Below are 11,252 nucleotides of genomic sequence, written 5' to 3'. Positions count from 1 at the left end.
CGTGCCGCACTACTACGAGTACCGACACGTCGTCGGGTTCGAGGAGACCAACCTCGTCGGCAACGTCTACTACGTCAACTACCTGCGCTGGCAGGGCCGGTGCCGGGAGATGTTCCTGCACGAGCAGGCACCCCAGGTGTTGGACGAGCTGCGCGCGGACCTGAAGTTGTTCACGGTCAAGGTGGACTGCGAGTACTTCGCCGAGCTGAGCGCGTTCGACGAGCTCGCCGTCCGGATGCGGCTGGTCGATCTCACCCAGACCCAGATCGAGTTCGCCTTCGACTACCTGCTGCTCGGCTCCGGCGGCGAGCGATTGGTCGCCCGGGGACGGCAGCGGGTGGCCTGCATGCGTGGACCGAACGGGCGCACCGTCCCGGCGCGGGTGCCCTCGGCGCTGGTGCACGCACTCGCGTCGTACCGGCCGGCGGCCCTGGTGACCAGCGGTGGCTGACCGGTCGACCGGGACGGCTCGACGCGGGGCCGCCTACCCGGAGGAGGTGCCCATGCCGCGACCGTCGGGGGCCGTCGCCGCAGCCGGTCCGGCTGTGCGGAACCAGGGACAGCCGCTACGTGTCGCGTTGGGCACCTTCGCGACCGGGGTGACCGTGGTGACCGTGGCCCGTCCCCGGATGCACGGGATGACCGCGAACTCCTTCACGTCGGTCTCGCTCGACCCGCCCCTGGTCCTGGTCTGCGTCGACCGGGACGCGGTGATGCACGACAGCATCGTCGCCGCCGGATCATTCGCCCTGTCGGTCCTGGGCGCGGAACAGGAGGACATCGCCCGCTACTTCGCCAGCCAGGGGCGACCGCGGGGGGCGGCGCAGTTCGCCGACGTGGCCTGGCTGGCCGGTGAGCGCACGGGAGCGCCACTGATCGAGGGTTCGCTGGCCTGGCTCGAATGCGACCTGTGGCGTACCTACGACGGCGGCGACCACTCGATCTTCCTCGGCCGGCTGCTGTCCGCGCGCTCGCGCGCCGCCGAGGCGCTTGTCTTCTTCTCCGGCCGGTACTGCCGGCTCGCCGCACCGGGTGACCGGCGTGCCGGCCGCCCGGATCCCGATCGCACTTCGCGGAGGTAGTCCATGACCAAGCACGAGACGAGGACCGTTCCGGCCGGCGTCACCTCCAGCTTGAACGGCACCTACCATCGTCCGGCGCTTACCGTCTTCCTGCTGATCGTGCTCGCCCACTGGGCCGAGCACCTCGTGCAGGCGGCGCAGATCTGGGTCCTCGGCTGGCCGCGTCCGGAGGCACGCGGCCTGCTCGGAATGCCGTTCCCCGTCCTCGTCGAGCAGGAGTGGCTGCACTACGGGTACGCCCTGGTCATGCTGGCCGGGTTCTGGGTCCTGCGCGGCGGCTTCGTCGGTCGGGGCCGCTCCTGGTGGCTGATCGCGCTCGCGGTCCAGATCTGGCATCACCTCGAGCACCTGCTGCTGCTCGTCCAGGCGCTGACCGGCACCTACATCGCCGGGCGGGCCGCCCCGACGAGCCTGCTGCAACTCGTCCTTCCCCGGGTGGAACTGCACCTGTTCTACAACGCCGCGGTCTTCCTTCCGATGGTCGTGGCCATGTACTACCACCTGCGGCCCAGCCGGCGGGAACGGGAGCAGATGACCTGCGGCTGCCTGCCCAGGGTCGCCGTCCAGGCCGGGTGAGATGGCCAGCCCGCGTCCGGCCGCCCGCCGGGTGTGGTGGCGGCTGGCCGGCGGTGCCGCGGTGGCCGTGCTCGCCGTGTCGGTGCCGCTGTTGGCGCTGGCCGTCGACCGGGCACCGGTACGGCTTGTCTCCGTCGCCCCGGCCGACGGCGCCCACCTGCGGGACCCGCCGGAGAACCTGTCGCTGACCTTCACCGCGCCGCCGGACGCGGACGGAACGCACGTGGCGGTGTACGGCGCGGCCGGCGCGGTGTCCGGCGGCGTGGCACGGGTCGACGGCAGCACGTTGACGCTGCCGTTGGACGTCCCCGGAGCGGGCCGTTACCGCGCCGGCTACCACGTCGTCTTCGGCGACGGACGGGAACTGACCGGCCTCGTGACGTTCACCGTGGGCGGGTCGGGTGCGGGCCGCTCCGTGGCACTTCCCAGCGGCCCTGCGGTCCCGCCGTCGGCGGCGGGCCCGGCGGCGGTCGGGCCCGGGGGCGGCGGCTCCGGTGGGCATGCGCACGGCGCCGTCGATCCGATCACGCTGGCCGTCCTCGGCGTCGACGCGGTCGTGCTCGCGATCGTCCTGATGGCGTTCGTGCGGCGACGGCACGGCAGTTCGATGCGCCGGCCGGGACCGGCGGACAAGGAGCAAGGAGGAGGAAGAGATGACGCAGTCGCTCGACGTGACGATCCCCGACACCGGATTTGAGGCCGCCAGCCCGGCGGTCCAGCGCGACCCGTACCCGTACTACCGCTGGCTACTTCGAAACGAGCCGGTGCATCGCGGCGCACGCGGCATCTGGTACGTCACACGGTACGCCGACGTGCGCACCGTGATGAGCGACCCACGGTACGGGCGCGCCGGCATCCGGGACTTCTGGGCCGGCCTGGTCGGGCCCGGGCCGCTCAGCGAGATCCTCCGGCACACCATCATGTTCCAGGACGACCCCGACCACGGTCGGCTGCGCGCCATGATCGGTCCGGCGTTCGCACCGCGCAGGATTCGCGGCCTGCAACGCACCATCGAGAAGATCGTCGACGACCTGATCGCGCCGCTGGCGAGGCGCGGCACGATGGACGTCGTCAACGACGTGGCGTACCCGTTGCCGCTGACCGTGACGGCCCACCTGCTGGGCCTCCCGCCGGCGGATCGCGCGCTGTTGCGGTCCTGGTCACTCGGCATCGCACCGACCCTGGACCTCGCCGCCGGCCCGGCGGAGATCGTCCGCGGTCAGCAGGCGATGGGGGAGTTCGTCGAGTACCTCCGGCAGGCGCTGGCGCGCCGGACCCGGACCGGTGAACCCGGTGCGGACCTCCTCGGTGTGATGCTCCGGGCGACCGATGGCGACGACCGGCGCGCGACCGTGGAGGAGATCATCAGCATGGCGGTGACGGTCGTCTTCGCCGGACACGACACGGTGACGAACCTGATCGGCAACGGGATGCTCGCGCTGCTCCGCCACCCGGGTCAGCTGGCGCTGCTGCGACAGCAGCCGGACCTGATCCCGAACGCCGTCGAGGAGTTCCTGCGGTACGACTCGCCGGTCCAGTCCAACAGCCGATACCTCACCGAGGACGTGGCGATCGGCGGCCGGACGATGCGGCGTGGTGAGCTGGCGGTGGCGCTGATCGGGGCGGCCAACCACGACGAGAGCGTCTTCGCCGAACCCGCACGCTTCGACGTCACCCGCTCGAACGTCCAGCCGATGTCCTTCGGTGCGGGGATGCGCCTCTGTGTGGGTGCCCTTCTCGCCCGGCTGGAGGCACGGGCGGCCTTCGGTCGGCTCGTCCGGCTCGCCGACCTGCGACTGGCCATCGACGACGAGGACCTCATCTACCAGCGGAGCACCATGTTCCGGGGAGTGGAGGAGTTGCCGGTCAGCTTCACGCCGGAGCGGGGCACGGCGCCGTAGCTCCGGTGCCGGGCCGTCGGGACGGTCGGGGGATCCAGTTCCTGCGCGTGCTGTGCTACTCCTTAATAAAGGACGCGCGTGCTCCGCGTCCGACTGAGGAGCAGGCATGAAGGCGAGTCACGCCCGGCGTACCTACGACCAGCAGTGCGGCCTGGCCTACGCGTTGGACGTCGTCGGCGAGCGCTGGACGCTCCTGATCATCCGGGAACTCCTGCTCGGGCCGCGTCGCTATCGTGAGCTGCTGGAGGCCCTGCCGGGGATCGGCACCAACCTGCTGGCGGATCGACTGGCCTTCCTGGCCGAGGCGGGGATCGTCCGGCCGGTGGACGCCCGGCGGCGCACCGGTGGTTACGAGCTGACCACCCAGGGCGAGCGGCTGCGCGAGCCGGTGCTGGCGATGGCGCGGTTCGGACTGGCGATGCTCGCGGAGCAGCGAGGGCCACGGCGCGCCTCGGTGGTTCGCGCCTCCTGGGCGATCCTGGCCGTCGAGGCCATGGTGGACGCCGCGCGGGCCACGGCCGACGAGAGCTACGAGTTCGAGGTGGACTCGGAGGTCTTCCACATCGCCGTGGACGACGGGACGGCGCGGACGCGGCTGGGGCCGGCGGCCGATCCGGCGCTTCGCGTACGCACCGACGTCACGACCTTCTTCGACGTCGGCAGCGGTGTGATCGAGCCGATGGAGGCCCTGCTCACCGGCGCCGTCCAGGTGAGTGGTTCGGCGGCGGCGGTGCGCCGCTGCATCGTCCTCCTCGGTCTCGCCAGCGAACGGGACGACCTCGGTCAGCTGGTCCCCGCGCAGCGCGAGAACTGAGGCCTTCGCCTGGTTTAGGCCGGCCGAGCGCGGCCGAGGTAGCTCTCGGTCGCCTGTCGCCTACTCAAGGTATCGGCTATCCTCGCTACGCCGGCTCCGGCCGGCACTGCTTTGGGGGACCTGGGGGAAGCCGTGCAGAGTGCCGAAAGTGCGCTACGAGTTCGAATTCTCGGCCCGCTCGGCGCTTCCATCGGCCCGGTCGAGGTGGAACTGGGTCCACCGAAGCAGTGCGCCGTCCTGGCGTTGCTGGCGCTGCGCGCGGGCGAGCGCGTCGCGGTGGAGGAGCTCGCGGACGCACTGTGGGGCGAGAACCCGCCCACGAGCGCGATGGGTCTGGTCCACACGTACATCGCCCGGTTGCGGCGAGTGCTGGAACCGGACATGCCGCGGCGCCGACGCACCAACGTCATCAGCTCGACCCGGGGCGGTTACCGGCTCAACGTCTCCGCCGAACAGCTGGATCTGCAGGTGTTCCGGACGCTGACCCAACAGGCGGCGGCAGTGCTGAAGGACGACCGTGAGGAGCCAGCGTTCCAGCTGCTCGGGCAGGCCATGCGGGCGTGGCAGGATCCGTTCCTGAGCGACCTGACGGCCCTGTTGCCGGACCACCCGGCGATCGGCATGTTGCGGCAGGAACTCGTCAACGCCGGCCTCGAGTACGTCCGGCTCGGCATCGAGTACGGCAGGGCCCGCCCGGTACTGCCCACCGCCGAGCGGCTGGCCCTGGCCGAACCCTTCAACGAGGCGGTGCAGGCCCGGTGCGTACAGGCCCTCGCCCGCACCGGCCAGCGGGCGGCGGCCCTGGCCCGGTACGCGGAGGTCTGCGACCGGCTGCGCGCGGAGTTGGACGTCGAACCGGGCTCGCACCTCGCCGTCGCCTACCGGGAAGCGATCGCGGTCACGGCCGAGGTCCGCCCGGCCGCCAAGGGTGTCCCCGACCGTCCACCGTGGCGCGGCCCGGGCCCGGTCGTCGACGACCTGGTCGGCCGCGAGGAGGACCTGGCCGCACTGCTCAACCTGCTGGAACGCTACCGGATGGTGACGCTCACCGGACCGGTCGGCGTCGGCAAGACCGCCCTCGCGCTCGCTCTCGCCGAGGCGGCCCGCGACGGCTACGCCGGGGGCGTCGCGGTCGTCGAGCTGTCCGGCGCGCGAAGCCGGGCGGACGTCGCCGCCGCCGTCGCCGCCGTCGGCCCGGTGCCGGAGACCACCCCGGAGGGCGCGTCGGAGCCCCTCGGCCAGCGTCAGCTCCTGGTGGTGCTGGACAACGCCGAGCTGGTGGTCGACGAGACCGCCGAGCTCGTCAACAACCTGCTACGCGGTTCGCCGGGCATCAACGTCGTCGTGACGTCACGGGAGATCCTCGGCATGGCCTACGAGGCCGTGCACCCGGTGCGCCCCTTGGCGGTCGGCGACGACAGCGTGATCGACGCCGACGGGCTGAGGGAGCTGCCTGCCGTGCAGCTCTTCGCCCGCCGAGCGGCCCAGGTGAGCCCGGCCTTTCAGTTGTCGCGCAGCAACGCGGCCCTGGTCGCGGCGATCTGTCGTCAGCTCGACGGGTTGCCGCTGGCGATCGAGTTGGCCGCCGCGTGCCTGCGTACCGATCCGTTGTGGACGTTGTCGACCCGGATGCGGGATCCGCTGCAGGCGATCCGGCCGACCCGCCGGGGTGGCCCCCGGCACCACGGCTCCCTGCATGCCGCCGCACACCGCAGCCTGGAACTGCTCGACACGGCCGAACAGCGCTGCTTCGCGAGCCTGAGCGCCGTCGCCAGTGAGTTCTGCCTGGAGGCCGCCCGCGAGGTCACGCTGGCACTGTCGGGAGAGAGCGGCGATGTGCGGCTCCTGCTGGACCGGTTGGTGGACAAGTCCCTCCTCGAGGTGCGCAGCGGTCCACGCGGCCGGCGGTACCACATGCTGCGGACGTCGCGGGCACTCGCCCGGGAGGTCTCCAGCCGCTTCGGCTACTCGCCGCACTCGGTACGGGTCGGTCCCTGCAGCGCCGGCTGCCACTGTCTGCAGTCGGCCCAGGCCGTTCACGACGGCCTGCCGGCGGCGGCGTCCTGAGCGTCCGGCGCCGATCCGGCACACCGCGCTGCCCCGGGCCGGCTCTCCGGGAGCGGAAGGCGTTCGCACCGGGCGACGGATCCCGGTGGCACCCGGTGCTTCTCCCAGGCTGCTCAACCACGCCGACGGGGCGCCACGCGGGCGCCGACTGCTTGACCTTCCTATAGCAACCTCAATACGCTTGCTGCATTCCGGCGCGACGGCCGTCGACCTTCACAGCTACGGCAGTGCCACCCAGTTCATCCGGCAACGACCGGTCTGTGCTTTGGAGCGACCTCATGACTGTGGACACCCCGCGGTTCACCGGCGGTACGAACATCGCTCTGAAGATCCCCAAGTTCCGCTTCGATGCGACCGTCGCCTTCTACCGCGACACGCTGAGGCTCCCCGACCTCGGTGAGTTCCGGGGTGCGCAGCGGTTCCAGTTCGGCCCCGTACGGCTATGGCTCGACCGGGTTGACAACTACAGCCAGACGGACGTGTGGCTGGAACTCAACACCGACGCCCCCGATGCCGCGGCGGCGTACCTCGCTGACGCCGGTGTGCCGATCCGGGACGAGATCGAGCCGGTCGACTTCATGACCGCCCACTGGATCTCGGATCCCGCCGGTGTGATCCATCTCGTGTCCCGATCGGACGAGTAGCCCGTACCGGCCGCCCAACGGCATGAGGAGGGCCAGATGAATCCTGTAGAGCTGATCGAAGCTGTCCGAGAGACGAAGCGACGGAATCTGCCGCAGCGAGAGTCATTGGCGGCGCTCTCCACCGCCCTGTCGGAGTTCGTCGCCGACCCGGCGAACCGGCGTGTCTCCCTGCCGGCCACCACCCGTGGCCTGTACACCCGCATGCTGCTCAACGCTCGCGACGACGACTTCCAGATCGTGGTGGTGTCGTGGAGTCCGCGCAGCGCGAGTCCCATCCACGACCACAGCGGCACGGTCGGCGCGGTCGCGGCGCTGGCCGGGACCACCATCGAGACGAAGCACCGGATCGTCGGAACCGAGGGGGGCAGCGTCCGGCTTCAACGCCTCGACACGCTGCGACTCACCGGGCGGACGGTGACACCGATCCTCCCCGACGAGGAGTTCCAGCTGCACGACATGGTCAACGCCACCGACGAGAGAGCGGCCACGGTGCACATCTACCTCACCCCGGTCAACGACTTCTTCATCTACGAACCACAACCCGACGGCACCTACCGGTTGCAGCCGCGGCGGCTGTGGTTCGACGTCGAGAACGCCTGGCAGCTGTGGACCAAGGGGACCGTGCGGCATGTGGCGTGAGGTCGAGTTCGCCGCCGCGGCGGGACACAGCCCCGGCAGACATCGCCTCGTCCACCCGGCGAGCCGGCCCGGTGCCGTCCGAACCCCGTCCCCGGGGCGGCGTGGCGCGGAGCAGGGTCACCCGCCGGCGCACGCTGTGCGGGCCGACCAGCACCGGGCGGTGCGTCGGGTCATCGAGGCCCTTCGGGCGGATCTGGGGGCGCCGCGATCGCTGACGGAGATGGCGCGGATCGCCAACTTCAGCACCGCCTACTTCAACCAGATGTTCTGCTCGGTGGTGGGCGTCCCGCCCAGCCGTTACCTGACGGCCCTGCGGCTCGACGCGGCCAAGCGGCTGCTGGTCCAGTCGGACCTGCGGGTGGCCGACATCTGCTTCCAGGTCGGGTACAACAGCCTCGGCACTTTCAGTTCCCGCTTCACGCAGATGGTCGGAATCTCGCCGTACCGGTTCCGTGCGCTGTCCAACTCCGCCAGTTGGCCCACATTCGATCAACTCGTGCAGTTGACCGACCGGTCCTTTCCGCCGGTCTTCCATTCCCACAAGCAGATCTCCGCCGGCACCGTACGCGTGGTCCGGGACGGAAATGCGGTCCACGGGTCGGGCGGCGATCCGCGTCCGGTCTTCGTCGGGCTTTACCGGCAGGCGATTCCACAGGGTGAACCGGTCGCCCACACAATTGTTCTCGGCTCTTCGATCTACCTGCTTCCAGCCGTTCCCGACGGCCGTTACCACGTATTCGCGGTGTCGTTTCCCTGGTCGACGGAGCCGCGGAGCAATCTGCTCCTCGACCCGGCGAGCGGCGATGTTCTGGTCGCCTCCGGCGACCGGCCGTTGCGGATCAGCAACGGGCGCCTCGGCAATCACGTCGACCTCGTACTGCGGCCCGTCGAGCCGACCGACCCCCCGTTGTTGACCGCGGTACCGCACCTTCTGCTGCGGTCCCGGAAGACCCCACCCCCACTCCTGCGGAGGAGCGCATCATGACCGAGGCAACGGAAACCACTCCCACCGCCGGCGATCAACTCCTGCCCGGCCTGCCCACGGCCCGGGGCGACCAGTACACGATCTCGGTCCTCGCCGCCGACTCCTCCGACAAGGCGCTGCGGGAGATCGAGGAACTGGTCACCTCGGTGATCCGGGTGCAGGGTGTGTCGCACCTGCCCACCGTGCACCGGGTCGTCGACACCTCGTTCGTCACCACGGCGCACGGCTCCACCGTTCTGGAGACGGGCGACCTGCTCGTGTGCGACCAGGCCACCGGCCGGATCAACCTGCTGCGCGATGGTGCCAGCCGGCCCTACCTCGACGTGTCGAGCTGGTGCAGCGCCCACCTGTGGGACACCGCGACCAGCTCCGACCGCGGCCGACTCTACGTCTCGCTGAGCGGCATGCGGGGACCGACGGCCAACCACGTCGGGATCCCGGGCAGCAGCGCGGTCCTCGAGATCGACACCCGGACCGGTCGACTGACCCGCGCCTTCGCGGCGTTCGACCCGGTCAGCGGCGTGCCGTACGCCGACCGGATGCTGGACCTCGCGGGCATCGTCGTCACTCCGGACGACCAGCGCGTCCTGGCCTGCGACTTCAACAACTGGCAGGGCAACGGTCGGGTGATCGCGATCGACCTGGACAGCGGTGAGGTGTCCGTCCTCACCGACGGGCTCGACCAGCCCTCCACCCTGACGGTCGACGGTCCGGACCACGTGCTCGTCGCCAACACCCGCCAGCCGCACGGCAAGGCGGGCGGCGGCGAGATCGTCCGGGTGAACGTCCACACCGGGGACAAGGAGGTGCTGGCCAACATCGCCGGCGTGGACGCGTCACTCATCGGCGTCGTCCGCCTCCCGGACAACTCGTTCATCGCGACGATGAGCGAGGGAACCCAGGAGAAATGCGTTCTGGTCAGGGTCGCCGCCGACGGCGGCGCGCACCGTGTCATCTTCCATCCGAAGCCCGGATTCCTCGGCTCGGGAATTTCATCGGACGGCCGGTCCGTCTGGGTCGCGGAGACGCTACGCCGGCGCGTCTATCAACTCGACTTCGACGGCGCCGTCGAGCGTCACATCCAGGTCTACGACGATGTCGACGAGGACGACCTGGAGTTCATGTTCCGCGGATTCGACACCCTGGAAAGCGTCAAGGTCATCCGCTGACTTCGAAATATCGAAGAAGTTATCCACGCCGATAGACAGCATGCTGGAGATGTCAGGGAGAACGCCCTGACAACGGGTCGGGAGAACCCCGACAGGCCATGTGAGGAGTGGCAAATGCTGGACCAGAGAGTCGGTAAGGTGGGGGCCGCGGAGCTCGACCGCCTCATCCGGGACCAGGCCCACCAGGACATCGCCGAGCGGTTCCAGTTCGGGGCGCCGGCGGTCAGCCAGCTGGCGAACTTCGACAAGCGCAGCGACGACGAGCTGCGGCGCGCGGCGGCCGAGAGCGCCAGCGCTTCGGAGCGGGAGCGCGCGCTGTGGGAGTACGCCCACCGCAACCAGGGCCGGTCCATCGAGGCGCTCACCCACCACCTGCGCAACGAGGCGGACCCGTCGGTGCGCTGGAACCTGCTGTGGCTGCTCGTCAAGCACGGCGACAAGGCCGTCGTCCCGGTGCTCAAGAACGCTCTGCACGACGAGAACGCCGAGGTCCGGGACTGGGCCTCGCTGTTCCTCCAGGAGCTGACCGGCGAGCACTTCCCGACGGTCTACAACGAGCTGGTGTGGGAGAACGACCGCACGTTCGACCAGACCCTGCCGCTGCAGATCGCCGGCTTCGCCGACGTCAACATCCCGGGCGTCGGCTGGGTGCAGGCGCGGCTGTCGCCGCAGTGGTTCGCCTCGATCCTCGGGCGCGTGCTGGCGTGCACCAACACCGACACGTACCTGACGGACCTGGTCATCGAGAAGGAGCTGCTGGGCTACCACGACGACGGCAGCAACCACTACGAGACGTTCCTGTTCCGGGGCGCCTCCTACGCGATGAGCGAGACCGTCACCCAGCACGTCTACGAGTCCAACACCATCCGGCCGTTCTACAAGTCCGGGCTGGTGAAGGAGGGGCCGGCCATCATGACCCCGGTGTCGCTGTCGCGTGCGGCCGGCACCGAGCGGCTGCGCCCGCAGAACATGCAGCACGTGGAGTGGCGCTCGTCGGACGGTTCCGACAGCGCTCGCGGCCAGCGGCTGCGTGAGGTCGGCGTCTTCCGCAGCGTCCGGGGCCGCTTCTGGGGCTGGGCGCACACCGACATCAACCGCTACCTGGAGAGCGGCGTCGTCGCCCCGGGCACGGTCCAGTTGGTGAGCACCGCGGACCCGGCTGTCGGCAAGATGGCCAACACGGTCATCTACGGCACCTTCCGCGGCAAGCTCGGTGACGTCACCGGCAACGGCACCCTGAGCGTCAACAGCATCCCCTGCCACGGGACCGTGAACGGGGAGCTCGACCTCGACCTCGACGGGGTGGCCGACGCCGACCCCCGCGTGACCAAGGCCTAGTGCCGGTCCGGTTTCAAGAAGGGGTGGGCCGAGGTTC

Annotated in this window: 12 protein-coding genes; all 12 read left to right on the top strand. The window is 70.3% G+C overall.

Annotated elements, in window-relative coordinates:
• Window position 1: 1 nt before the first annotated feature.
• The 12 genes from ABTW87_RS17600 to ABTW87_RS17545 all read left to right on the top strand — a co-directional run bounded on the left by ABTW87_RS17600 (window position 2) and on the right by ABTW87_RS17545 (window position 11,215).
• Window positions 2-451, top strand: coding sequence for an acyl-CoA thioesterase (locus tag ABTW87_RS17600; RefSeq protein WP_350651878.1), 450 nt, complete (start codon window positions 2-4; stop codon window positions 449-451).
• Window positions 452-503: 52 nt separating this feature from the next.
• Window positions 504-1,082, top strand: coding sequence for a flavin reductase family protein (locus ABTW87_RS17595; protein WP_350651877.1), 579 nt, complete (start codon window positions 504-506; stop codon window positions 1,080-1,082).
• A gap of 3 nt (window positions 1,083-1,085) precedes the next feature.
• Window positions 1,086-1,658 carry a hypothetical protein gene (locus ABTW87_RS17590; RefSeq protein WP_350651876.1) on the top strand — a complete coding sequence of 191 codons (573 nt, stop codon included), beginning with the start codon at window positions 1,086-1,088 and terminating at the stop codon, window positions 1,656-1,658.
• A 1-nt stretch (window position 1,659) separates the two neighbouring features.
• Window positions 1,660-2,355, top strand: coding sequence for a copper resistance CopC family protein (locus ABTW87_RS17585; RefSeq protein WP_350651875.1), 696 nt, complete (start codon window positions 1,660-1,662; stop codon window positions 2,353-2,355).
• Window positions 2,312-3,559, top strand: a complete 1,248-nt coding sequence (locus ABTW87_RS17580) for a cytochrome P450 (RefSeq protein WP_350651874.1) — start codon at window positions 2,312-2,314, stop codon at window positions 3,557-3,559. The genes ABTW87_RS17585 and ABTW87_RS17580 overlap by 44 nt, the downstream gene beginning before the upstream one ends.
• Before the next feature lie 106 nt (window positions 3,560-3,665).
• On the top strand, window positions 3,666-4,373 hold the full coding sequence (locus ABTW87_RS17575; protein WP_350651873.1) for a winged helix-turn-helix transcriptional regulator: 708 nt from the start codon (window positions 3,666-3,668) through the stop codon (window positions 4,371-4,373).
• A 132-nt stretch (window positions 4,374-4,505) separates the two neighbouring features.
• A complete protein-coding gene (locus ABTW87_RS17570) occupies window positions 4,506-6,440 on the top strand; it encodes an AfsR/SARP family transcriptional regulator (RefSeq protein WP_502891600.1) in 1,935 nt (644 codons plus the stop codon).
• A gap of 278 nt (window positions 6,441-6,718) precedes the next feature.
• Window positions 6,719-7,084, top strand: coding sequence for a hypothetical protein (locus ABTW87_RS17565; protein WP_350651871.1), 366 nt, complete (start codon window positions 6,719-6,721; stop codon window positions 7,082-7,084).
• Between the two features lie 36 nt (window positions 7,085-7,120).
• Window positions 7,121-7,723 (top strand): cysteine dioxygenase, encoded by a 603-nt coding sequence (locus ABTW87_RS17560; protein WP_350651870.1) that lies wholly within the window; start codon window positions 7,121-7,123, stop codon window positions 7,721-7,723.
• Between the two features lie 220 nt (window positions 7,724-7,943).
• Window positions 7,944-8,708, top strand: coding sequence for a helix-turn-helix transcriptional regulator (locus tag ABTW87_RS17555; RefSeq protein WP_350651869.1), 765 nt, complete (start codon window positions 7,944-7,946; stop codon window positions 8,706-8,708).
• Complete coding sequence (locus ABTW87_RS17550) at window positions 8,705-9,877, top strand: SMP-30/gluconolactonase/LRE family protein (protein WP_350651868.1); 1,173 nt, start codon at window positions 8,705-8,707, stop codon at window positions 9,875-9,877. The genes ABTW87_RS17555 and ABTW87_RS17550 overlap by 4 nt, the downstream gene beginning before the upstream one ends.
• Window positions 9,878-9,991: 114 nt before the next feature.
• Window positions 9,992-11,215 (top strand): HEAT repeat domain-containing protein, encoded by a 1,224-nt coding sequence (locus tag ABTW87_RS17545; RefSeq protein WP_350651867.1) that lies wholly within the window; start codon window positions 9,992-9,994, stop codon window positions 11,213-11,215.
• Window positions 11,216-11,252: the final 37 nt, after the last annotated feature.

The sequence above is a fragment of the Micromonospora sp. NPDC126480 genome (assembly GCF_040302465.1).
Lineage (GTDB): Bacteria > Actinomycetota > Actinomycetes > Mycobacteriales > Micromonosporaceae > Micromonospora.
This window is presented reverse-complemented; position numbering and strand designations above follow the sequence as displayed.

Bases quoted from the DNA above. Each gene is read 5' to 3' on its own strand.
- ABTW87_RS17590 (WP_350651876.1), top strand. From the start codon at position 1,086: ATGACCAAGCACGAGACGAGGACCGTTCCGGCCGGCGTCACCTCCAGC.
- ABTW87_RS17560 (WP_350651870.1), top strand. From the start codon at position 7,121: ATGAATCCTGTAGAGCTGATCGAAGCTGTCCGAGAGACGAAGCGACGG.
- ABTW87_RS17555 (WP_350651869.1), top strand. From the start codon at position 7,944: ATGGCGCGGATCGCCAACTTCAGCACCGCCTACTTCAACCAGATGTTC.
- ABTW87_RS17585 (WP_350651875.1), top strand. From the start codon at position 1,660: ATGGCCAGCCCGCGTCCGGCCGCCCGCCGGGTGTGGTGGCGGCTGGCC.
- ABTW87_RS17545 (WP_350651867.1), top strand. From the start codon at position 9,992: ATGCTGGACCAGAGAGTCGGTAAGGTGGGGGCCGCGGAGCTCGACCGC.
- ABTW87_RS17575 (WP_350651873.1), top strand. From the start codon at position 3,666: ATGAAGGCGAGTCACGCCCGGCGTACCTACGACCAGCAGTGCGGCCTG.
- ABTW87_RS17550 (WP_350651868.1), top strand. From the start codon at position 8,705: ATGACCGAGGCAACGGAAACCACTCCCACCGCCGGCGATCAACTCCTG.
- ABTW87_RS17580 (WP_350651874.1), top strand. From the start codon at position 2,312: ATGACGCAGTCGCTCGACGTGACGATCCCCGACACCGGATTTGAGGCC.
- ABTW87_RS17595 (WP_350651877.1), top strand. From the start codon at position 504: ATGCCGCGACCGTCGGGGGCCGTCGCCGCAGCCGGTCCGGCTGTGCGG.
- ABTW87_RS17565 (WP_350651871.1), top strand. From the start codon at position 6,719: ATGACTGTGGACACCCCGCGGTTCACCGGCGGTACGAACATCGCTCTG.